Below are 21,189 nucleotides of genomic sequence, written 5' to 3'. Positions count from 1 at the left end.
ATGGAGCGGGTCCGTTGCGCCTGGGCTGGATCGGACCCGCTTTATTGCGCCTATCATGACAGCGAATGGGGCGTGCCGGAGCGGGATTCGCGGATGCTCTGGGAAACGCTGATGCTTGAGGGCTTTCAGGCGGGGCTGAGCTGGATCACCATATTGCGCAAGCGGGAGACGTTTCGCGCCGCCTTTGCGGGGTTCGATCCGGACAGGGTCGCGCGCTTCGACGGGGCCGATGTCGAACGTTTGATGGGCGACCCCGGCATCATCCGGGCGCGGGCGAAAATCGAAGCGACGATCGGAGGCGCGCGGATTTTCCGCGACATGCGGGAACGGGGCGAGGATTTTTCCGCCTATGCCTGGGATTTCGTCGGGGGCGAGCCGATCCGGAACGACGGCCTGACCTTCCCCGCCAGGACCGACCTTTCGGAAGCGATTTCCAAGGACCTCAAGAAGCGCGGCTTCAAATTCGTGGGGCCCACCATCGTCTATGCATGGATGCAGGCCGTCGGGATGGTGAACGATCATGCGGTGGATTGCTTCCGGCGGGATGAGGTCGGCAGGGCGTGAGAGGGGGCTTGCCGCTGGCCTTGCTATATGCGCTGGCGGGGTGCGGCAGCGATGAGACGCCCGCAGCCAATATCGCGCAGCCTCACGCCTCCACGCCGATAGCCATGCCGGCCCCGACACTGCGCCAAGGCACTGAAAATAGGGCAAAAACAGTTCCGCGTGAAACGGGGGAACGCTCGCCCGTCGGCGCTCCGCCCGTCAAGCATTATGCGGACGACGACTATCGGGCGATCGGGACCGAGCCCTTCTGGGCCGTGACGGTGAACGGATCGACCGCCGTGCTGGAACGTCCGGACAAGGCGCCCGTCCGCTACGCCATAACCCGCAACGACGACAAGCGGGCGCTCCGTTTCCTGGGCGAGGGTTTTTCCATGACCGTAACCGAGGGACCATGCAGCGACGGCATGAGCGATGCGCTATGGTCGGATCGCGTGGCGGTGGCCTTTGGCGAAGGGACTCTGAACGGCTGTGGCGGCCTGAGGGACGATCTGGACGAGCCGTGACTCTCGAACGAGGCCCGTGACTCGCTTCAACCATTTTCAGGCCGCCGCGGCTGAATGTCGATCGGCCCTAAGCCCGTTTTAGAATTTGAAGATCGTGCCCAGATAGACGGCCTGCGCATCCTGCCGGTCGTCGGTCATCGGCGTCAGTCGTCCGGCGAAGCTGTTGTTATAGCGCACGCCCGCCGTGACGTTCAGATTGCGCGTCAGCGAATAGGAACTCGCCAGATCCAGCGAATAATCCTTGTCCGCGCTGGGGTTGCGGATCGTCGCGGCCGGTTCGCGGCGGCTTTCGATCAGCACCTTGGTGCTGAAACGGTCCTTGCGGCCCTGGTCCAGCGAGAAATTCCTGGCGCCGGCCATCGGCTCCACCGCGACCGGGTCCAGTTCCTTGCGGCCCACCGCTTCGGGCAGGGCGAACTTGCGCCAGTTGTGCGCGCTGTTCAGGCTGAAGGCGACCGGCGCGATATTCACCGGGTCCAGCGTCCGGCTGACCGCCACGCGATCGTTCAGGTCGGCGGCGCGCACCATGACCGTGACCGAACGCTGGCCGCTCAGCGACCCGCTGGTGGGGGTGAAGCGGAAATTCTGGCGACTCGCGGATGCGGCGATCTTCGCATAGGCGGCCGCCAGGCGCGGATCCTTGGTCGTCGGCGTGAAGGAGGATATGCTGCCAAGGGCGCCCAGCGAAACCGGGGTTTCGGCGCGCATGCGGACCAGGTCGGCGGCCGCGCCGATGGCAGGAGACAGCATGAAGCCGGCCACGGCGACCGCCGAGCCTGCCAACGCTATATGTCCCCTTTTCAGGCGCATGATCCGAATCTCTACCCCGCCGACTATTTTCTATGGTCCTTCATATACGCAAGGCTTTGGAATTGGTAGAGCGCCGCCGTTTTTTGTCGAAGCTGTTGCACGGAACACACAGGACTCGCCCCGGTTGCACGGCGGGTCGTCGTCGCGCCGTTCCGGAGTCCCCCTTGCCCATTGCCGCCGGTCCTCTATAGAAGCGGGGCGTTTACTTGTTTGATGGGACAATAATGATGGTCCGCCGCCTTTCTTCGCGCCTTTCCGCCGGTCTGCTGCTGGCTGCACTCCTGCCGCTCGCCGCCTGCGGGGGCGGCGCCAAGGACCGCCCGAAGGCGGACCTCGCCGCATCGAAGGTGACGACCATCGGCGTCAACGCCTATCTGTGGCGCGCCAGCCTGGACACGCTGTCCTTCATGCCGATGGTGCAGACGGATTCGAACGGCGGCGTGATCGTCACCGACTGGTACGCCAATCCGAACAGCCCCAATGAGCGGATGAAGCTGACCGTATCGATCCTCGACCAGGATCTGCGCGCCGACGCGCTGCGCGTCGCGGCCAGCCGCCAGGTCAGCCAGGGCGGCCAGTGGGTCGACGTGCCGGTGCAGGCCGCAACGGTGCAGAAGCTGGAGGAGATCATCCTGACCAAGGCCCGCGATCTCCGCCGCATGGCGATTGCTGGCTAAAGGCCCTCTCCGTCACCTGTTTTGAACCACGGGGCTGGGCTTGGACAAAGCTCAGCCCGAATGCATTTTGAGGACCGAATTCCATGCAAAGGCGCTTCAACCCGCTTGAGGCCGATGCCCGCTGGCAGGCCGCCTGGGACGCGAAGCAGACGTTCAAGGCGTCGGATAGCAGCGAAAAGCCGCGCAGCTATGTGCTGGAGATGTTTCCCTATCCGTCCGGGCGCATCCATATCGGCCATGTGCGCAACTATTCGATGGGCGACGTGCTGGCGCGTTTCCGCCGCATGACCGGCCATGAAGTGCTGCACCCGATGGGCTGGGACGCCTTCGGCATGCCCGCCGAAAACGCCGCGATGGAAAAGAATGTCCATCCCGGCAAATGGACCTATGAAAATATCGCCAATATGAAGGCGCAGCTCAAGAAACTGGGCTTCGCGCTGGACTGGAGCCGGGAGCTGGCGACCTGCCACCCCGACTATTACGGCCATGAACAGGCGCTGTTCCTCGACATGCTGGAAGCGGGCCTGGTCTATCGCAAGGAATCGGCGGTCAACTGGGATCCGGTCGACATGACCGTGCTGGCCAATGAGCAGGTGATCGACGGCAAGGGCTGGCGCTCCGGCGCGCCGGTCGAAAAGCGCAAGCTGTCCCAATGGTTCCTGAAGATCACCCAGTTCGCCGACGATCTGCTGGCGGGCCTGAAAACGCTCGACCAATGGCCCGACAAGGTCAAGCTGATGCAGGAAAACTGGATCGGCAAGTCGGTCGGCCTGCAATTCCACTTCAGGCTCGACGCGCCGGTGGGCGAGATCAGCGAACTGGAGGTCTTCTCCACCCGCCCCGACACCATCTTCGGCGCCAGCTTCGCGGCGATCGCGGCCGACCATCCGATCGCGCTGGCGCTGGCGGAAAAGGACGCCGCGCTCGCCGCCTTCGCGGAGGAATGCCGCCAGACCGGCACCGCCGCGGCGGAGATCGAGACGCAGGAGAAGAAGGGCCATGACACCGGCCTGTCGGTGATCCACCCCTTCACCGGACGGAAGCTGCCGCTGTTCGTCGCGAATTTCGTGCTGATGGACTATGGCACCGGCGCCGTCATGGCGGTTCCCGGCCATGACCAGCGCGACCTCGACTTCGCCCGCAAATATCTGCTGCCGGTCGAGCGCGTCGTCGCCGCTGAAGGCGACGAAGCCAAGGGCATCGGCGACGAAGCCTATGTCGGCCCCGGCCGCCTCGTAAATTCCGATTTCCTGAACGGCCTCGGCGTGGAAGAGGCCAAGGCGGAGGTCATCCGCCGCGCCGAGAGCGAGGGCTGGGGCACCGGCACCACCGTGTTCCGCCTGCGCGACTGGGGCGTGTCGCGCCAGCGCTATTGGGGCACGCCGATCCCGGTCATCCATTGCGAGGATTGCGGCCCCGTGGGCGTGCCCAAGGACCAGTTGCCCGTGGTCCTGCCCGAAGACGTCAGCTTCGACATTCCCGGCAATCCGCTGGACCGGCATCCGACGTGGAAGCATGTCGACTGTCCCACATGCGGCAAGCCCGCCCGGCGCGAGACCGACACGCTGGACACGTTCGCCGATTCAAGCTGGTATTTCATCCGCTTCGCCAGCCAGCCCAAGGACAGGCCGTTCGACCGGGAAACCGTCGAAAAATGGCTGCCTGTCGGCCAATATATCGGCGGCGTCGAACATGCGATCCTGCATCTGCTCTACGCCCGTTTCTGGACCCGCGCCCTCCAGCATATGGGGCAGATCGGCTTTGCCGAACCGTTCACCGGCCTCTTCACCCAGGGCATGGTGACGCACGAAACCTACAAGTCGCCCGACGGCGCCTGGCTCGCCCCGCAGGAAGTGGAGCGGCAGGGGGACAGGATCGTCATGGTCGGCACCGGCGCGCCGGTCACGCTCGGCCGCGTCGAGAAAATGTCCAAGTCCAAGAAGAATGTCGTCGATCCGGACGACATCATCGCCCAATATGGCGCGGACGCGGTGCGCTGGTTCATGCTGTCCGACAGCCCCCCGGAACGCGACCTGCCCTGGACGGAGGCGGGCATCGAAGGCTCCTGGCGCTTCATCAACCGCCTGTGGAGGCTGTTCGGGGAAGCCGACAAGGGTGCCGAGGGTCAGGACAAGACCCTCGACCGCAAGCTGCACCAGACCATCGACGGCGTGGCGAAAGACATTGAGGCGCTGTCCTTCAACAAGGCGGTGGCGAAGATCTACGAACTCACCAACGCGGTCGAAAAGGCCAGGCCCTCCGCGAGCCGCAGCGCGGCGATCCGGGCGCTGGCTTTGCTGGTCGCGCCGATGACCCCGCATCTCGCCGAAGAGGCCTGGGCGGACATGGGCGAACAGGGCCTGATCGCGGAGGCCGCCTGGCCCGCGGTCGATCCCGCATTGCTGGTCGAGGATGAAGTCACCATCGCCTGCCAGGTGATGGGCAAGCTGCGCGACACCATCACCGTCCCCAAGGGCACGGCGAAGGAAGAACTGGAACGCCTGGCCCTCGCCGCGCCCAATGTCGTGCGGACGCTGGACGGCGCGACCCCGAAAAAGGTGATCGTGGTTCCGGATCGCCTGGTGAACTTAGTAATTTAACAACATCCGTTCGGGCTGTTCAAATGAGCCACTCGTCTCATTTGAATGTCGAAGCCCTTCACTTTCTTGAAGAGAAGAACAGCCCTTCGACAAGCTCAGGGCGAACGGTTAAGGGTAGCTCTTATGAAGCTCTGGCCATTGCTCTTTGTCACCCTGTCCCTCTCCGCCTGCGGCCTGCGCCCCGTATATAGCGGGGGCAGCCACGGCGCAGTCGCGCAGGCGCTGGGCAATGTCGCGGTGCAGCCGATAGAGGGCAAGGGCGGCTGGCTGGTGCGCAACGCGCTGAACGACCGGCTGGCGGCGATGAGCGGCACCGGCCCCGGCTACCGGCTGGTGGTGAAGCTGGACGACAATATCAGCGGCTTCGGCCTGCGCTCCGACGCCGCCATCACCCGCGAGCGGCGGACCCTGCGCGCCCGCTACCAGTTGATCGACGAAGCCACCGGCGCGCAGATATTGGACGACACCGCCGGATCGGACGTCGGCATCGACGTGGTGTCCAGCGAATATGCGACCATCGCGGCGGAGGATACGGCGCTGGAACGCCTGTCGCAGACCATCGCCGACCAGATCGTCGCCCGGCTCGCCCGGTTCGCGGCGCGGGACAAGGGCCGTTGAAGGCCAATCGCGGCCAGATCGAAAAGGCGCTCGACGCAGCAGGTCAGGGATTGGCACCCGACTGCCGCTTCTTCCTGCTCCATGGCCCCGACGAGGCGGGCAGCGCGGCGCTCGCCAAGCGGCTGGAACGCGCCATGGGGCCGGACGCGGAACGGATCGACCTGGACCCCTCGACGCTGCGCGACGATCCGGCGCGGCTGGCGGATGAGGCCGCCTCCTTTTCCATGTTCGGGGACAGGCGCTGGATTCGCGTCACCGGCATGGGGGAGGAATCGGTCCCCGCTCTCAACGCCCTGCTGGAGGCGGAGGCGGCCGGCAATCCCGTCATCGCCGTGGCGGGCGCGCTGAAGGGCACGTCGAAGCTGCTCAAGCTCGCCCTCGACCACAAGCAGACCATGGCCTTCGCATCCTACCAGCCCGATGCGCGGGAGGCGGAGCAGATCGCCGTCGCTATCGGGCGGGAAGGGGGGCTGCGCCTTTCGCCCGAACTGGGCCGCCGCATCGCCGACCTCACCAATGGCGACCGCACGCTGATGGCGGGCGAGGTGGAAAAGCTGATCCTCTATCTCGACGCCGCGCCCGACCGCCCCCGCGAAGCGACCGAGGAAGCGCTGGACGCCCTTTCCGCCGACAATCCCGACAGCGACGCCGCGCCGCTGGTGAACGCGGTATTGGGCGGCGACCTGCGCGGCATGCACCGCGAACTGGGGCGGCTGGCGGAGGCGGGCACTGCGATGGCGGCAGTGCTGCGCCCCTTGCTGACCCGCGCCATGCTGCTGGCCAACATCCGCGCCGATTTCGATGAGAGCGGCAGGCTGGACGGCGCGGTGGAGGCGGCGGGCAAGGCGGTCTTCTGGAAGGAAAAGGGCGTCGTCACCCGCCAGGTCCGCATCTGGGACGCCGCCGGCATCGCCCGCGTCATCCAGCGGCTGGCCCAGGCCGAACGCGCCAGCCGGTCGGGCAGGGGCCTGGGCGACCTGATGGTCCGGCACGAACTGCTCGCCATCGCCCGCCAGGCGGCACGGGAACGGTAACTCTTATTCCACGTGCTCCTGCGCAGGCAGGAACCCAGGTCCACGCTTCATCCAGTAAGGCAAGGCCGGAACTGGGTTCCTGCCTGCGCAGGAACACGACTTCCCAAAGACTTCAAGGCTCACGCCTAACCGCTTGATCGCCGGTCCACCCATCGCCATATTGCCGAGCATGGACAAGCTCAACCTGACCGACGCCGAATGGCGCGAGCGCCTTTCCCCCGAACAATATCATGTCCTGCGGGAAGGCGGCACGGAACGGGCCTTCACCGGCAAATATAACAGCAACAAGGCCGACGGCCTCTATCTTTGCGCGGGCTGCGGCGCGGAACTGTTCGACGCCGAGGAAAAATATGACAGCGGATCGGGCTGGCCCAGCTTCACCGCGCCGGTCGACATCGACGCGGTCGACGAAATCCGCGACACCAGCCACGGCATGATCCGCACCGAAGTGCGCTGTTCGAACTGCGACGGCCATCTCGGCCATGTCTTCCCCGACGGGCCGGGGGTCAACGGCCTGCGCTATTGCATGAACAGCGCGTCGCTGGATTTCAAATCCCGCGACGAAGCCGGATGATCGTTCATCGCCGGTAAACCGCCGCCGATCTTCAGAAAGCCTCGACATTTATGCGGCCTGCACGGCTTTTCCACTGGCCGCCTTCCTGATTAGCGCATATCCGGGCGAACCATGGCACGATCGAGCAGCGAACCGCGGGGCAGGGTGAAGAAATGGCTGATAAGGGGCGTGAAAATCGGCCTTGTCGGCTTCTTGAGCGCGGCGATCGCGGTCGTGGTGGCGGTGGCGATCGCTTATCAGTCGCTGCCCGACTATGAATCGCTGAAATCCTCCCCCAACGGCCAGATGATCCGCGTTCATGCGGCGGACGGCAGCGTCATCGTCTCGCTCGGCCCCAGCTTCGGCCGCTGGCTGAGCTATGACCAGATTCCCACTGTCATGGTCGACGCGATGGTCTCGACCGAGGACAAGCGTTACTATTTGCACCCCGGCGTCGACCCCATCGGCATGGCCCGCGCCGCCTGGGTGGCGATGGAGCGGCGCGGCAGCGGCCGCCGCTGGCAGGGCGCGTCCACCATCACGCAGCAGGTGACGCGCAACATCTTCCTCAACAACAGCTATAGCTGGGGCCGCAAGGTCCGGGAAATGGTGCTGGCCCTCGCGCTGGAGCGCAAATTCTCCAAGCGGCAGATCCTCGAACTCTATCTCAACAAGGTCTATTTCGGCGGCGGCGCCTATGGCATCGACGCCGCCAGCCGCAAATTTTTCGGCCATCCCGCAACCGCCCTGAACCTGCCAGAAGCCGCCATCGTCGCCGGTCTGGTGAAGGCCCCCTCCAGCTATTCCCCCACCGCCGACGCCGACGCTGCCATCGGCCGCGCCGGGGTGGTGCTGGACCTGATGCAGGAAAATGGCAAGATCAGCGCGGCCGAACGCACCGCCGCCAATCTCCAGGACGTGAAGATGGCGCCCGAACCGCCGCAGAACAGTGTGCGTTACTTCACCGACTGGGCGCTGCCGCAACTCGACACGCTGATCGACGAACCCAATGAACCGCTGGAGGTCTACACGACCATCGATTTGGGCATGCAGAAGGCAGCGACCGCGGCGATCCAGGCGAACGTGCCCAGCGGCACGCAGGGCGCGCTGGTCTCGCTCGACCGCGACGGGGCGGTGCGGGCGATGGTCGGCGGCCTCGACTATGTGAGTTCCAACTACAACCGCGCCACCACCGCGACGCGCCAGCCGGGCTCGGCCTGGAAGATCTTTGTCTATATGGCGGCGCTGGAGGCGGGCTATACCCCCGACACCGGCGTCACCGACAGCCCGGTCGACATCAACGGGTGGAAGCCGCGCAACAGCAACGGACGCTTCTCCGGCGACATCGACATCCGCACCGCCTTCGCCTATTCGGTCAACACCGTGGCGGCGAAGCTGGGCGTGGAGGTCGGCTTCCCCACCGTCGCCGACATGGCCCGCCGCTTCGGCGTAACAACGCCGATCAACACGCACCCCTCGATGGTGCTGGGCACGTCCGACGTGCGGCTGATCGACATGACCCGCGCCTTCGCCTCCATCGCGCGCAAGGGCGTGGCGGTGACGCCCTATGGCATCACCAAGGTGACGACCGCCGAAGGCCGTGTCCTCTACGAACATCAGGACGACACCAGCCGCGTGCTGGTCGCCCCCTGGGTCGCGGCGGGCATGACCGACCTGATGCAGACCGCCGTCAGCACCGGCACCGGCCGGGCGGCGCAGATCGGCCGGCCCGTCGCGGGCAAGACCGGCACGACCAGCAGCAACAAGGACGGCTGGTTCCTGGGCTTTTCCAGCGGCATCACCACCGGCGTCTGGATGGGCCGCGACGACGCCCGCGCCGTGGGCGTGCTCCAGGGCGGCCGCGCCCCCGCCCGCGCCTTCGCCGACTATATGAAGATCGCCGTCGCCAAGCGCCCGGTCGAACAGTTCGAAACCCAGGTGACGCTGCCCGAATGGCAGTTGGAACCGGACGAGGAGGCCTATTACGGCCAGCCCGACGGCGGAACGGACGGCGGCATGATGGTCGACGAAAACGGCCTGCCGATAGAGCGCGGGCAGCAGCCGGACGAGGACGCGCAGCCCGACGACAGCGGCCAGCCAACGCCCAACCCCGCAGACCGCCCCCAGCCGCCGCGCCTGGACCAGCAATGGATCGACAATGTGCTGGGCCGCAACCGGCAACAGCAGCAACCGCAGCACTAGTGACCCGAATCTGAAGTTCGTCCCATTTTTGGGCCAGCGCTGAACGAACTTCAGATTCATCAGGGTCACTAGCAAATATATGATTCTAGTGTGGTTTATGGATTTGAAATACGTTCTCTACCTAGCCGCCATAATGTGGCGTATTTCAAATCCACCACACTAGGCTGTATCGACATTCAGCCTGAAAACCACCCGTCATGAAGCGCGCCTAACCCGCCGCTCTCCCCGCCGTCGCAAGGCGTTTCCGGTCGAGCAGCCCTGTGTCCGGCAACAGGAAGTCCACCTTCCCCCGCCCGAAATCGATGGCCACCCGGTCGAACACCTTGAGCGCGTCGATGCCGAGCAGCAGCGCGGGCTTGTCGTGAAGCCCCAGTTCCGCGAAGGGCTGGGCATCGGCGAACATCACCGGCATCTCCTTCAGCATGACCTGGCCCATGCGCACCCGGTCGATCAGGCCGGCCTGCCCCGACAGCGTCTCCCCCGTCACGCTGGTCAGCGTCACCAGTTCCAGCGCGGGCGCCTTCTTCTTGCGCACCAGCTTGTTCATCAACGCCATGTTGCCGACGCTTATGGAGGTGCCGGTGTCCAGGATGATGCTGACCTGCATGCCGTTCACGTCGGAATCGAGCAGGATCAACTGCCCCTGGCGCCGTCGCGCCTCGACGACGATGACATTGGGGTCACGCCAGCTCCGCTTGCTGCTGCTGATCTCCATCCGGCCCGTGCGGAAATTCAGCAGCAGCCGCTTGGCGTGCAGGCCGTCCAGTCCCAACAGGCCGGCCGCGCCGATATGCTCCCCCTCCAGCACCGGCGCCTCTATATCGTCCACCACGGTCTTGCCGAAGCCCAGGCGCGGGACGGCGACAGTGTCCACCTCCGCCCGGCCGGTCATGCTGATCACCGTCACCCGCTCCCGCAGGGGCAGGTCGAGCCGTTCGGCCAGGGCGCGGGAAATGACGGTGCGCTGCGATCCGGTGTCGACCACGAAGTTCCACGGCCCCCTGCCGTCGATTTGGATAGGGATGGTGATGCGGGTATCGCCGCTGGGGATGGTGCGGATCACCGCAGGCGGATCATCGGGATCGAGCGCGGCTCGATCCTGCGCCGCAAGGGGAGAAGTGGCGATCGCGATCGCGATGCCCAGAGCGGCGCGCCAGCGTCCCATCTCCCGTTCCTCCTTATTTTATCCCTGTATAGCATGGGCGCCCCGGTTCCGCCCATCCCATTTCATTCGCGGCAGGACGCATATCGGCAATTTTCAATCCATCCGAATGGCTCAGCGACCTTGACTTGGGCGGGGTCGGATCGCTAAACGCCAGACATTCCATCCCGCCCGTCCGGCGCGGGTTCTCCCGAGTCATTGCCGGGTCAGCCTTCCCCCCTATTTCTCCTCGTCTCTCTCATTCCATCGGACTCCACGCGAATGCACCTTAAGGATCTCAAGAAAAAAGCGCCCGCCGAACTCGTGACCATGGCGGAGGAACTGGGCGTCGAGGGCGCATCGACCCTGCGCAAGCAGGATCTGATGTTCGCGATCCTCAAGGTCGAGGCCGACAATGGCGAGCAGATCATGGGCGAGGGCACGATAGAGGTGCTGCCCGACGGCTTCGGCTTCCTGCGTTCGCCCGAAGCGAATTTCCTCGCCGGTCCCGACGACATCTATGTCTCGCCCAACCAGGTCCGCAAATTCGGCCTGCGCACCGGCGACACGGTGGAGGGCGAAATCCGCGCCCCCAAGGATGGGGAGCGCTATTTCGCCCTGACCAAGCTCATTTCCGTCAATTTCGACGATCCCGAAGTCGTCCGCCATCGCGTCAATTTCGACAATCTGACGCCGCTCTATCCGACGCAGAAGCTGACGCTCGACGCGACCGACCCGACCGTCAAGGACAAGTCGGCCCGCGTCATCGACATCGTCTCGCCGCAGGGCAAGGGCCAGCGGGCGCTGATCGTCGCGCCGCCGCGCACCGGCAAGACGGTCCTGCTCCAGAACATCGCCAAGGCGATCACCGACAACCATCCCGAAGTCTTCCTGATCGTCCTGCTGATCGACGAGCGTCCGGAAGAAGTCACCGACATGCAGCGCAGCGTGAAGGGGGAGGTCGTGTCCTCCACCTTCGACGAACCGGCGCAGCGCCACGTCCAGGTCGCCGAAATGGTGATCGAAAAGGCCAAGCGCCTCGTGGAACACAAGAAGGACGTGGTGATCCTGCTCGACTCGATCACCCGCCTCGGCCGCGCCTACAACACGGTGGTGCCGTCGTCGGGCAAGGTGCTGACCGGCGGCGTCGACGCCAACGCGCTCCAGCGGCCCAAGCGCTTCTTCGGCGCGGCCCGCAACATAGAGGAGGGCGGCTCGCTCTCCATCATCGCCACCGCGCTGATCGACACGGGCAGCCGCATGGACGAGGTCATCTTCGAAGAGTTCAAGGGCACCGGCAACTCGGAAATCGTCCTCGACCGCAAGGTGGCGGACAAGCGCATCTTCCCGGCGCTGGACGTCGGCAAGTCGGGCACCCGCAAGGAAGAATTGCTGGTCGACAAGGCGAAGCTCAGCAAGATGTGGGTGCTGCGTCGCATCCTGATGCAGATGGGCACGGTCGACGCCATGGAATTCCTGCTCGACAAGATGAAGGATTCCAAGACCAACGAGGATTTCTTCGACTCGATGAACCAGTAAGGGGCCGGGCGGTTGTGTTCCTGACGGACGCGGATCGCCTTCGCTTCAAGCGCCACGAACTTCGGGCCGTCGGACTTCGGTCTGGCGGCTCTTTCATTTTCAGGGGAACTGTCAGGCCGTGATGATCGACCTAATCGCAACCGCCGCAGCGGCGGCTCAGGGGATCGGCTCGCCCGCCGACATCTGGGCGCATATCGTCAATGATTTCAGCAATATCGGCTCGCCCGCCGCGCTGGCTGCGTTCGGCCAGGTGCTGATGATCGACGTGCTGCTCGCCGGGGACAACGCCATCGTCGTCGGCGCGCTGGCGGCGGGGCTTCCGGCGGAGCAGCGCAAGAGGGTCATATTGATCGGCATCATCGCCGCGCTGGTCCTGCGCATCGGCTTCGCGCTGGTGGTGACGCAGTTGATGCAGATCGTGGGCCTGATCCTGGCGGGCGGGCTGCTGCTGCTGTGGGTCGCGTTCAAGATGTGGCGCGAACTGCACCCGAAGCGGGGCGGGGACACGCCGGACACCGGCGACGACGACATATCCGGCCTGCGCCCCGCCAAGAGCTTCGCGGGCGCGGCCTGGGCGGTCGCGGTGGCGGACGTTTCGATGAGCCTGGACAATGTGCTGGCGGTGGCCGGCGCGGCCCGCGACCATCCGGGCATCCTGATCATCGGCCTGATCCTGTCTGTCGCGCTGATGGGCATCGCCGCGAACATCATCGCCAAATATATCGAACGCTTCCGCTGGATCGCCTATCTGGGCCTGGCCGTGATCGTCTATGTCGCGGTCAAGATGATCTATGACGGCGTCGTGGATCATCAGGTCGGCATATTGACGCTCTTCGTCTAGAAGCGATTTCCAAGCGATCGGAACCGATCGCTGGTCAAGAAATCGCCGAAAACACAGAATCCAGGGCGGCGATCTTATCCGATCGGATCGAAACCCGCCCCAAGGCCCGTCCGGATGCGTTGAAATCGCAGGTTCCTGCGCGGTTCAACCTCGCCAGGACGAATTTCCGGAGGGATTGCGCATCGGTGTTCCTGCGCAGGCAGGAACCCAGTGCCGCCCTTGCCAGGATCACCCGTCCGCCGCACCCTTGACGCCGACCGGCAGCCATGGCTGCCTGATCCAGCCGCCCGCCCTGTCGCCCAGCCACCAGCGCAACGGGATGCGCCGCTCGGCTATGCCGGGAAGGCTCCAGACATCCCATCCCTTGATCGGCCGGAACGGGTTGCGGCGTCCATAGGCCCAGATCTCCACCCTGGTGGCGGGCGCGCTGGCCGGACTGCGGGCATGGAAGCCGAACGTGTCGGCGATCAGCAGCGTATTGGCGGGCACGGCAAAGACGCTCGGTTGCGGCAGGCCCAGCCCCGTCAGTTCGCTGACGTCGATCCGCAGCGATCCCCGCGCCGAAAGGCGGCAATCGCCGTCCCGCGCGCCCAGGCTGCGTTGCTTTTCCCAGGCCAGCCGCTGCGGCGTCAAGCGGTGCGAACCCTTCACATAGGCGAAGGGTCCGGTTTCGACGGGCACATCCTCCAGAAACAGCCAGGCCTTCATCGCGGGATAAAAGGTGTCGGCATGGAATGCGAGCTGGGGATCGGGCGCGGCATCGCGACGGCGCGGCAGGATCGACTGGACATAGAGCAGCGGCTCTATGTCGAAACCCGACACATAGCGGGCCAGACCCTGCCAGCGGGGATCGCGGCGAAAATCCTCAAAGGCCGGGATCGCCCGGCGCGCGGCGGGGTCCATCGCGAGGCGGCGGGTGATCGTATCGCCCTGAACCATCTCCCGCGCAGGTCCGCGATAGCTGAAAAGCTGTTCCTGCAAGGCGCTAAAGGTCGCGGCGGGCAGGAAATCCCGGATTTCGACGACACCGTCCCGGTCGAAAATCCCCCGATGTTCCGGATCGACGCCGTCGGCCAGCCGCCTGCGCCGCGCCGCCGCCAGCGCCTGCGCCGCCCGCACCCGCCCCGCATGCAGCCCCAGCGCGTTGAGCCGCGTCGAACCGATCAGCGGATTGTCGACGAAGGATTTGGCGCCGGTGAATAGCTGGGCGAACCAGAGAGGCGCGAGCAGGGGCGCAAGGGCGTTCATCGACGGCGCCTTGCCATTCCGGTCGGCCCCAGTCGAGCGGAATATGCCATTCCCCTTGGAAAACAATGCGTTTCCAGCAATGCGCCACGCTCTGCCATCCAGTTCCCGCCCTGCCCGCCGCCGTCAGGGGATCAGCAGCGTGCTTCCCGTGGTTTGCCGGGCCTCCAGCGCGCGGTGCGCGTCCGCCGCGTCGGCCAGGGGAAATCGTTGGCCGACGACGGTCCTCGCCACGCCCCGCGCCATGCGGTCGAACAGCCTTTCGGCGGTTCGCGCCAACTCTTCGGGAGTGGCGATATAGTCGAACAATGTCGGGCGGGTGACGTAGAGCGACCCGCCCCGGCTGAGTTCCAGCAGGCTGATCGGCGGCACCGCGCCGGAGGCGTTGCCGTAGCTGACCATCAGGCCGCGCCGCCTGAGCGAGGCCAGCGACGCGCTCCAGCTATCCTTGCCCACGCCGTCATAGACAACGTCGACGCCGCGGCCCCCGGTGATCTCCCGCACGGCGGAGGCCAGGCTGTCGAAGCCGCCGTGCAGGCTATGTTCGGCATCCACCTTCGCCGCCTTTTCCGCCGATCCGCAATGGGCGATCACGACCACGCCCTTGTCGCGCAGCCACGGCACCAGCACGGAACCCACGCCGCCGGCGGCGGCGTGGACCAGCGCGCACTGCCCGGCCTCCAGGGTGACGATGTCCTCCGCCAGATAGCAGGCGGTCATGCCCTTCAGCATCATGGCCGCCGCATCCTGCGTCGTGACGCCATCCGGAATCCTCACCGCCTGGTCGGCGCGCACCAGACGATGCGTGGCATAGGCGCCCAGCCCGACCGCACAGCCCACCTTGTCGCCCACGGCAAAGCCGGCGACGCCCGGACCCACGGCGGCGACATGGCCGGCGCCCTCGGCGCCCAGCGGCGTCGGCAGCGGCGCGGGATAGAGGCCGCTGCGATAATAGGTGTCGATGAAATTCAGCCCGACGGCATCCTGCGCGATCAGCAATTCGCCTTCACCCGGCAGGCCGGGGTCGAACCCTTCCCGCGCGATCACCTCCGGCCCGCCATGGCTGCGGGCCACCATCCGCCATGCCTGCGTCATGCCGTTGTCCCCGTTCAGAGATGGGCCGCGAAGAAATCCGCGGTCCGGCCGTCGGCAAGCTGCGCCGCCGCCTCATTGCGGCGCGCCCCCATTTCGGCCGCGAAGCCATGGTCCAGCCCCTCATAATCGTGCAGCGTGACATGGCGATTGTCCTTCAGCCCTTCATGCATCTTGCGCTGCACGTCGGGCGGGACAAAGCCGTCGGCGGTGGGGACATGCAGCAGCACCGGCTTGCCGATGGCATGCTGTTCGTTCAGCAGGCCGTCGATGCCGACGCCATAATAGGCCACGAAGGCATCGCCGTCGGTGCGGCAGGCCGACATGAACGCCAGCCGCCCGCCCAGGCAATATCCGACCAGGCCGACCTTGCCGCCTTGCCCCAATTCGGCCCGGGCGGCCTTTATCGTGGCCTCTATGTCGCGAATGCCCTGATCCTGGTTGAATTTCTGCATATGGCCGAAGGCCGCCTGAAGCTCCTCGCCTATGTCGGCGTCGAGTTCGACATGCGGCTTTTCGCGCCAGAACAGATCGGGCGCCATGGCCAGATAGCCGGCCGCCGCCCAGCTATCGCATTTGCGGCGGATGCCCTCGTTCACGCCGAAGATTTCCTGGATTACGACGATCGCGGCCTTGGGCGCGCCCTCCGGCCGGGCGACAAAGACATCGAAGCGGGCATCGCCCTCCAGCGTGGGGATGGATGTGAATGCTGCCATGGGAAAGTCCTTCTCAAATCGCGTCATGTCCAGGGAAGGGCATAATGGCGCTTGCGGGGCCGAGCGCAACCATGCCAGCCGTCAAAAAATTTGCCTTGGTTGCCCTTGTTGCGGCATGAGGCGTTGTAAAGCGAGGGCGCAGCAAAGGGTAGCAGGTTATGAAGGTAAGCGTGGACGTCGACTGCACTCCTGCGGAGGCCCGGGCTTTCCTGGGGCTGCCGGATGTCACCCCCATTCACGACAAATATGTAAAAACGATGCTCGACAGCTTCGACGGCGTCGCCAATGTCGAGCAGATGGAAACGCTGTTCAGGAGTTTTTCGCCCTTGGGCGATGCCGGGATGCGCCTGTTCAAACAGATGATGGACATCGGCCTTGCGGGGATGCCGGGCAAGAATGGCGACAAGAATCCAGGCTGATCCCCTTCGCGACGACGCGCCGTGACGGAGACCATCTTTGCCTTGTCGAGCGGCGCGCCTCCCGCCGGCATCGCCGTCGTGCGGATCAGCGGACCGGGGGCGGGGCAGGCGCTGCTGGCGCTGGCCGGAAGCCTGCCGCCGGCCAGACGCGCGCGGCTGTCCTCATTGCGCGATCCGCGTGACGGCGCGTTGCTGGACCGGGCGCTGGTCCTGTGGTTTCCCGGCCCCGACACGGCGACCGGCGAAGACCTGGCGGAACTGCACTGCCATGGCGGGCGCGCCGTCATCGCCGCGGTCGAGCAGGCGCTGGCTTCCCTGCAAGGACTGCGCCGGGCCGAGGCGGGGGAATTCACGCGGCGCGCCTTCGCCAATGGCCGCATGGACCTGAATGCCGTGGAGGGCCTGTCGGACCTGCTGGCGGCCGAGACGCAGCAGCAGCGCCGGGCGGCCCTGCTGATGGCGGAGGGTCATTTTTCGCAAAGGGTGGAGCAATGGCTGCGGACATTGCTTGACCTGTCCGCAATGACCGAGGCGGCGCTCGATTTTTCCGATGAGGATGACGTGCCGGACCACGGCATAGAAACGCGGATCGGGCAGGGCGTTCGCATTTTGGCGGAGGATGTCCGCGCCGTGCTCGCCTCGCCATCGGCGGAGCGGCTGAGGGACGGCGTTCGCGTGGTCCTGGCGGGGCCGCCCAATGCGGGCAAATCGACGCTGCTCAACCGGCTTGTGGGGCGGGATGCGGCCATCGTCTCGGACGTGGCGGGGACCACCCGTGATCGGATCGAGGTGCCCGCCGCGCTGGGCGGCACCGCCTTTCTTTTTACGGACACGGCGGGCCTGCGCGGTGAAACGGGCGATGCCATAGAGGCGATCGGCATCGACAGGGCACGCGGCGCGCTGGAGGCAGCGGACATCATCCTCTGGCTCGGCCCGGCGGATGAAGCGCCACGGGAAGATGCGATAGTGATCGCTGCCCAGTGCGATCGCCACGCGAAAGCGGACCGACCCGGCCTGCCCCTTTCCGCCGTGACGGGGGAGGGGATGGATCGTCTCGCCTCCATGCTGCTCGAACGGGCGGCCATGCTCCTGCCGGGAGAAGGCGACTATGCCCTGCACCAGCGGCAGCGCGAAGGCGCGGCCCGGCTGCATGCGCATCTGACTTCCGCGCAGGGTTCGGACGATTTGCTGATCGTCGCCGAAGAGTTGCGGCAGGCTCGCCATGCGATTGACCTGCTGACGGGGCGAGCCGGCACGGAGGACATGCTGGACCGCCTGTTCGCCGGATTCTGCATCGGAAAATAGCGATGTTCCACGTGGAACAGTTTTGACCCGACCGCCTGACTTCTGTTAAGGGGCGCGCATGCGGACAAGCTATGACGTGATCGTGGTCGGCGGCGGCCATGCAGGCTGCGAAGCGGCTGGCGCAGCGGCGCGCAAGGGCGCGGCGGTCACGCTGTTGACCTTCGAAAGGGCGACGGTGGGCGCCATGTCCTGCAATCCGGCCATTGGCGGGTTGGGCAAGGGCCATCTGGTGCGCGAAGTGGACGCGCTGGACGGCCTGATCGCCCGCGCCGCCGACGCCGCCGCCATCCATTATCGCATGCTGAACAGCAGCAAGGGCGCGGCGGTCCAGGGGCCGCGCGTGCAGGCGGATCGCAAGCGCTATCGCGCCGAGATCCACCGCCTGCTGGATGCCCAATCCGGTCTTGAAATTGTCGAGGGAGAAGCCGTCGGGCTGCTGCTGGCGGAAGGGGCCGTCGCTGGCCTCAGCCTGGCTGATGGCCGCAGGCTTCATGCGCCCTCGGTGGTGCTGGCGACCGGCACGTTCCTGGGCGGCAAGCTGTTCCGCGGCGAGGAGACGCTGACGGGCGGCCGCATCAGCGAGAGAGCCGCGACCGCGCTCGGTGTTCAGCTTCGTGCCCTCGACCTGCCCATGGGCAGGCTCAAGACGGGGACTCCGCCCAGGATCGATGGCCGCACCATCGACTGGGCCGCACTGGAGGCGCAACCTTCGGACGCGGAAGGCTGGACCATGTCAGCCCTGTCGCCCGGTCGCCCATTGCCGCAACTCAGTTGCGCCATCACCCGCACCAATGACCGGACCCATGCCATCATTCGGGAAGGGCTGGGGCGTTCGCCCTTGTTCAGCGGAGCCATTGAGGGCCGGGGGCCGCGCTATTGCCCCTCCATAGAGGATAAGGTGATCCGCTTCGGGGATCGGGACGGACATCAGATATTCCTGGAACCCGAAGGGTTGGACGACCATCTGGTCTATCCCAACGGCATCAGCACTTCGCTGCCGGCCGATGTCCAACTGGCCATGGTCCGATCCATGGCCGGGCTGGAAAAGGCCGACATTCGGGTGCCGGGCTATGCCGTGGAATATGACCATATCGATCCGCGAGCGCTGGACGCGACCCTGGAGGTTCAGGCCATCCCCGGCCTTTTCTGCGCCGGGCAGATCAACGGCACCACAGGCTATGAGGAAGCGGCGGCGCAGGGCCTGCTGGCCGGGATCAACGCCGCCGCCAGGGCGAGGGGGGAAGGGCCGCTCATCCTGGATCGGGCCAGCAGCTATATCGGCGTGATGATCGACGACCTGGTCCTGCAGGGCGTGACCGAGCCCTATCGCATGCTGACGGCGCGGGCCGAATATCGGCTGAGGCTGCGGGCGGACAATGCCGGCACTCGATTGGCGGAAATCGGCTTCGAGCATGGCGTTCTGGGCGAGGAACGCGCCGCTTATTACGCCAGGCGCCATGACGAGCGGGCAGCGGTCGAGGAGGAATTGAGCCGCACCTTCTCCGCCACGGAAATGGCCAGGTCGGGCGCGCCGGTCCGGCAGGACGGCGCGCGCCGCTCGCTGTTCGAATGGGCGCGTTTTCCGGAAGTCGGGCGTTCGCTGCTATGCGAACTTGCGCCCACATTGTCCCGCATATCGCACGACCTGCGCGAGGAACTGCTGGAGGATGCGCATTACGCGCCCTATCTGGAACGGCAGGAGGCGGAGATCGCGGAAATGCGCCGCAATGAGCGCGTCGTCATTCCAGCGGGTTTCGATTTCGCCGCCATTGGGGGGCTGTCGACCGAAATGGTCGAGCGGCTCACTCTGGCGCGTCCCGATACGCTTGCTGCAGCGGGTCGCATTCGCGGCATAACGCCGGCGGCGCTGGCCGCCCTTCTCGTCCATATAAGGCGGCGCGCCGCGTGACGGAGGAAGATGCGCGGCTATGGCTGCAAACCCGGTTCGATGTTCCACGTGGAACATGGGACCGGCTGGAGCGCTATGTCGCCGTGATCCTGGATGAGATGGGACGACAAAATCTCATCGCGGAATCCACCCGTCCGCATATCTGGGCGCGGCACATCGTCGATAGCGCCCAGCTGATCCCGCTCGCCGACAATGCGGGGGATGGGAAATGGATCGATCTGGGATCGGGCGCGGGCCTGCCCGGCATCGTGGTCGCGATTCTCACCCGGCGTCCTGTCGAGATGGTGGAATCGCGGCGCAAGCGTATCGACTTCCTGAACGACGTCATCGCCGAACTGGGCTTGCCCAATGCAGCGGTCTTCGGCGGACGCGTGGAGAGCGTGCCGACCGCCGCTGCGGCCGTCATCAGCGCCCGCGCCTATGCCCCATTGCCCAAGTTGCTCGAATCGGCCGAGCATCTGGCCGATGAAAAGACCATCTGGGTGCTGCCAAAAGGACGAAATGCGCAGAATGAACTGGAGGCGGCGACTCGATCATGGCAAGGTGCGTTCCACGTGGAACGCAGCGTGACCGATGCCGACAGCGCCATCATCGTCGCGCAGGCGGTTCGATCCGTCAGGAGGAAGGGCCGAGGATGATCCGTATTGCCATCGCCAATCAAAAGGGCGGCGTCGGAAAAACCACCACTGCCATCAATCTGGCCACGGGGTTGGCCGCCACCGGGCTTCGCGTCCTGCTGGTCGATCTCGATCCCCAGGGCAACGCCTCGACCGGCCTGGGCGTCAACCAGTCCGACCGCGAACAATCCAGCTATGACCTGCTGGTCGGCAATTGCGCGCTGGAAGATGCGATCATCAGCACGCGCGTGCCCAAGCTCGACATCGTCCCTGCGACCCAGGATCTTTCCGGGGCGGAGATCGAACTGATCGAATATGAGGAACGCACCCACCGGCTGGAGCGCGTGCTGGCGGAGGCCCAGCCCGGCCGCTGGGACATTTGCCTGATCGACTGCCCGCCCTCGCTCGGCCTGTTGACGATCAACGCGATGGTTGCGGCGCAATCCCTGCTGGTGCCGCTGCAATGCGAATTTTTCGCGCTGGAGGGGTTGTCGCAACTGCTCCAGACGGTGGAGCGCATTCGCGGCCGCTTCAATCCCGGCCTTTCCATCATGGGCGTGGCGCTCACCATGTATGACCGGCGCAATCGCCTGACCGACCAGGTGGCCGACGATGTGCGGGCTTGCCTGGGCGATCTGGTCTTTTCCACGGTCATTCCGCGCAATGTGCGCCTGTCCGAAGCGCCCAGCCATGGTGTGCCGGCCCTCATCTACGATTTCCGCTGTTCGGGATCGGAAGCCTATATGCGTCTGGCGCGTGAACTGATCGCGCGCCTGCCCCGGCAGGAGGTTGCTGCTTGAATAA

General features: G+C 65.6%; 20 protein-coding genes. 15 read left to right on the top strand and 5 right to left on the bottom strand.

All coding sequences use genetic code 11. From position 1 onward, the window contains the following. Together Sj15T_RS14045 and Sj15T_RS14040 are read left to right on the top strand one after the other, a co-directional pair. Complete coding sequence (locus Sj15T_RS14045; protein WP_013038722.1) at window positions 1-564, top strand: DNA-3-methyladenine glycosylase I; 564 nt, start codon at window positions 1-3, stop codon at window positions 562-564. A gap of 8 nt (window positions 565-572) precedes the next feature. After that, complete coding sequence (locus tag Sj15T_RS14040; protein ID WP_013038721.1) at window positions 573-1,067, top strand: hypothetical protein; 495 nt, start codon at window positions 573-575, stop codon at window positions 1,065-1,067. A gap of 78 nt (window positions 1,068-1,145) precedes the next feature. On the opposite strand, the gene Sj15T_RS14035 is transcribed toward Sj15T_RS14040, so the two are convergent. After that, on the bottom strand, window positions 1,146-1,877 hold the full coding sequence (locus tag Sj15T_RS14035) for a hypothetical protein (protein WP_013038720.1): 732 nt from the start codon (window positions 1,875-1,877) through the stop codon (window positions 1,146-1,148). A gap of 227 nt (window positions 1,878-2,104) precedes the next feature. Here Sj15T_RS14035 and Sj15T_RS14030 point away from each other — a divergent pair, with 227 nt between their 5' ends. The 6 genes from Sj15T_RS14030 to Sj15T_RS14005 all read left to right on the top strand — a co-directional run bounded on the left by Sj15T_RS14030 (window position 2,105) and on the right by Sj15T_RS14005 (window position 9,561). Next, window positions 2,105-2,554, top strand: coding sequence for a DUF3576 domain-containing protein (locus tag Sj15T_RS14030; RefSeq protein WP_025160613.1), 450 nt, complete (start codon window positions 2,105-2,107; stop codon window positions 2,552-2,554). An 83-nt stretch (window positions 2,555-2,637) separates the two neighbouring features. Continuing rightward, the gene (gene leuS, locus Sj15T_RS14025) at window positions 2,638-5,154 is read left to right on the top strand and encodes a leucine--tRNA ligase (protein ID WP_013038719.1); all 2,517 of its coding nucleotides are present in this window, start codon (window positions 2,638-2,640) and stop codon (window positions 5,152-5,154) included. Between the two features lie 123 nt (window positions 5,155-5,277). Further along, window positions 5,278-5,772, top strand: a complete 495-nt coding sequence (lptE, locus tag Sj15T_RS14020; protein ID WP_013038718.1) for an LPS assembly lipoprotein LptE — start codon at window positions 5,278-5,280, stop codon at window positions 5,770-5,772. Continuing rightward, window positions 5,769-6,806 carry a DNA polymerase III subunit delta gene (locus Sj15T_RS14015; protein ID WP_013038717.1) on the top strand — a complete coding sequence of 346 codons (1,038 nt, stop codon included), beginning with the start codon at window positions 5,769-5,771 and terminating at the stop codon, window positions 6,804-6,806. Before lptE ends, Sj15T_RS14015 begins: the two co-directional genes overlap by 4 nt. A 169-nt stretch (window positions 6,807-6,975) precedes the next feature. Continuing rightward, the gene (gene msrB, locus Sj15T_RS14010; RefSeq protein WP_013038716.1) at window positions 6,976-7,380 is read left to right on the top strand and encodes a peptide-methionine (R)-S-oxide reductase MsrB; all 405 of its coding nucleotides are present in this window, start codon (window positions 6,976-6,978) and stop codon (window positions 7,378-7,380) included. A 111-nt stretch (window positions 7,381-7,491) separates the two neighbouring features. Continuing rightward, window positions 7,492-9,561 carry a PBP1A family penicillin-binding protein gene (locus Sj15T_RS14005; protein WP_013038715.1) on the top strand — a complete coding sequence of 690 codons (2,070 nt, stop codon included), beginning with the start codon at window positions 7,492-7,494 and terminating at the stop codon, window positions 9,559-9,561. Between the two features lie 208 nt (window positions 9,562-9,769). Here the strand turns inward: Sj15T_RS14005 and Sj15T_RS14000 are convergent, their stop codons facing one another. After that, complete coding sequence (locus Sj15T_RS14000; protein ID WP_013038714.1) at window positions 9,770-10,726, bottom strand: aspartyl protease family protein; 957 nt, start codon at window positions 10,724-10,726, stop codon at window positions 9,770-9,772. A gap of 258 nt (window positions 10,727-10,984) precedes the next feature. Between Sj15T_RS14000 and rho the strand changes: the two genes are divergently transcribed. Then, window positions 10,985-12,241, top strand: coding sequence for a transcription termination factor Rho (gene rho, locus Sj15T_RS13995; RefSeq protein WP_007689303.1), 1,257 nt, complete (start codon window positions 10,985-10,987; stop codon window positions 12,239-12,241). Window positions 12,242-12,362: 121 nt separating this feature from the next. Then, window positions 12,363-13,082, top strand: coding sequence for a YjbE family putative metal transport protein (locus Sj15T_RS13990; protein WP_007689305.1), 720 nt, complete (start codon window positions 12,363-12,365; stop codon window positions 13,080-13,082). Window positions 13,083-13,310: 228 nt separating this feature from the next. On the opposite strand, the gene Sj15T_RS13985 is transcribed toward Sj15T_RS13990, so the two are convergent. The 3 genes from Sj15T_RS13985 to Sj15T_RS13975 all read right to left on the bottom strand — a co-directional run bounded on the left by Sj15T_RS13985 (window position 13,311) and on the right by Sj15T_RS13975 (window position 16,135). Next, window positions 13,311-14,330, bottom strand: coding sequence for a phytanoyl-CoA dioxygenase family protein (locus Sj15T_RS13985; RefSeq protein ID WP_013038713.1), 1,020 nt, complete (start codon window positions 14,328-14,330; stop codon window positions 13,311-13,313). 123 nt (window positions 14,331-14,453) lie between these two features. Then, a complete protein-coding gene (locus Sj15T_RS13980) occupies window positions 14,454-15,404 on the bottom strand; it encodes a quinone oxidoreductase (RefSeq protein ID WP_041386177.1) in 951 nt (316 codons plus the stop codon). Between the two features lie 32 nt (window positions 15,405-15,436). Beyond that, window positions 15,437-16,135: a dienelactone hydrolase family protein gene (locus tag Sj15T_RS13975; RefSeq protein WP_013038711.1), complete on the bottom strand. Its 699-nt coding sequence runs from the start codon at window positions 16,133-16,135 to the stop codon at window positions 15,437-15,439. Between the two features lie 158 nt (window positions 16,136-16,293). Here Sj15T_RS13975 and Sj15T_RS13970 point away from each other — a divergent pair, with 158 nt between their 5' ends. The 5 genes from Sj15T_RS13970 to Sj15T_RS13950 are packed head-to-tail and all read left to right on the top strand — an operon-like array spanning window position 16,294 to window position 21,185. Then, window positions 16,294-16,554, top strand: coding sequence for a DUF6489 family protein (locus Sj15T_RS13970; RefSeq protein ID WP_007689313.1), 261 nt, complete (start codon window positions 16,294-16,296; stop codon window positions 16,552-16,554). A 21-nt stretch (window positions 16,555-16,575) separates the two neighbouring features. Then, the gene (gene mnmE / locus Sj15T_RS13965; RefSeq protein WP_013038710.1) at window positions 16,576-17,859 is read left to right on the top strand and encodes a tRNA uridine-5-carboxymethylaminomethyl(34) synthesis GTPase MnmE; all 1,284 of its coding nucleotides are present in this window, start codon (window positions 16,576-16,578) and stop codon (window positions 17,857-17,859) included. Between the two features lie 58 nt (window positions 17,860-17,917). After that, a complete protein-coding gene (gene mnmG / locus Sj15T_RS13960; protein WP_013038709.1) occupies window positions 17,918-19,768 on the top strand; it encodes a tRNA uridine-5-carboxymethylaminomethyl(34) synthesis enzyme MnmG in 1,851 nt (616 codons plus the stop codon). Further along, complete coding sequence (gene rsmG, locus Sj15T_RS13955) at window positions 19,765-20,406, top strand: 16S rRNA (guanine(527)-N(7))-methyltransferase RsmG (protein ID WP_013038708.1); 642 nt, start codon at window positions 19,765-19,767, stop codon at window positions 20,404-20,406. Before mnmG ends, rsmG begins: the two co-directional genes overlap by 4 nt. Continuing rightward, window positions 20,403-21,185, top strand: a complete 783-nt coding sequence (locus Sj15T_RS13950) for a ParA family protein (protein ID WP_007689321.1) — start codon at window positions 20,403-20,405, stop codon at window positions 21,183-21,185. Before rsmG ends, Sj15T_RS13950 begins: the two co-directional genes overlap by 4 nt. Window positions 21,186-21,189 lie beyond the last annotated feature (4 nt).

The organism is Sphingobium sp. TA15, from assembly GCF_037101235.1.
Lineage (GTDB): Bacteria > Pseudomonadota > Alphaproteobacteria > Sphingomonadales > Sphingomonadaceae > Sphingobium > Sphingobium indicum.
This window is presented reverse-complemented; position numbering and strand designations above follow the sequence as displayed.

What these genes read in the sequence shown, in the direction of transcription:
- leuS (WP_013038719.1), top strand. Translation starts at nt 2,638, where the DNA reads ATGCAAAGGCGCTTCAACCCGCTTGAGGCCGATGCCCGCTGGCAGGCC.
- Sj15T_RS13970 (WP_007689313.1), top strand. Translation starts at nt 16,294, where the DNA reads ATGAAGGTAAGCGTGGACGTCGACTGCACTCCTGCGGAGGCCCGGGCT.
- Sj15T_RS14000 (WP_013038714.1), bottom strand. Translation starts at nt 10,726, where the DNA reads ATGGGACGCTGGCGCGCCGCTCTGGGCATCGCGATCGCGATCGCCACT.
- Sj15T_RS14035 (WP_013038720.1), bottom strand. Translation starts at nt 1,877, where the DNA reads ATGCGCCTGAAAAGGGGACATATAGCGTTGGCAGGCTCGGCGGTCGCC.
- Sj15T_RS14005 (WP_013038715.1), top strand. Translation starts at nt 7,492, where the DNA reads ATGGCACGATCGAGCAGCGAACCGCGGGGCAGGGTGAAGAAATGGCTG.
- Sj15T_RS13985 (WP_013038713.1), bottom strand. Translation starts at nt 14,330, where the DNA reads ATGAACGCCCTTGCGCCCCTGCTCGCGCCTCTCTGGTTCGCCCAGCTA.
- Sj15T_RS14045 (WP_013038722.1), top strand. Translation starts at nt 1, where the DNA reads ATGGAGCGGGTCCGTTGCGCCTGGGCTGGATCGGACCCGCTTTATTGC.
- rho (WP_007689303.1), top strand. Translation starts at nt 10,985, where the DNA reads ATGCACCTTAAGGATCTCAAGAAAAAAGCGCCCGCCGAACTCGTGACC.
- Sj15T_RS13990 (WP_007689305.1), top strand. Translation starts at nt 12,363, where the DNA reads ATGATCGACCTAATCGCAACCGCCGCAGCGGCGGCTCAGGGGATCGGC.
- lptE (WP_013038718.1), top strand. Translation starts at nt 5,278, where the DNA reads ATGAAGCTCTGGCCATTGCTCTTTGTCACCCTGTCCCTCTCCGCCTGC.
- mnmG (WP_013038709.1), top strand. Translation starts at nt 17,918, where the DNA reads ATGCGGACAAGCTATGACGTGATCGTGGTCGGCGGCGGCCATGCAGGC.
- Sj15T_RS13980 (WP_041386177.1), bottom strand. Translation starts at nt 15,404, where the DNA reads ATGGTGGCCCGCAGCCATGGCGGGCCGGAGGTGATCGCGCGGGAAGGG.
- Sj15T_RS13950 (WP_007689321.1), top strand. Translation starts at nt 20,403, where the DNA reads ATGATCCGTATTGCCATCGCCAATCAAAAGGGCGGCGTCGGAAAAACC.
- Sj15T_RS14030 (WP_025160613.1), top strand. Translation starts at nt 2,105, where the DNA reads ATGGTCCGCCGCCTTTCTTCGCGCCTTTCCGCCGGTCTGCTGCTGGCT.
- msrB (WP_013038716.1), top strand. Translation starts at nt 6,976, where the DNA reads ATGGACAAGCTCAACCTGACCGACGCCGAATGGCGCGAGCGCCTTTCC.
- Sj15T_RS13975 (WP_013038711.1), bottom strand. Translation starts at nt 16,135, where the DNA reads ATGGCAGCATTCACATCCATCCCCACGCTGGAGGGCGATGCCCGCTTC.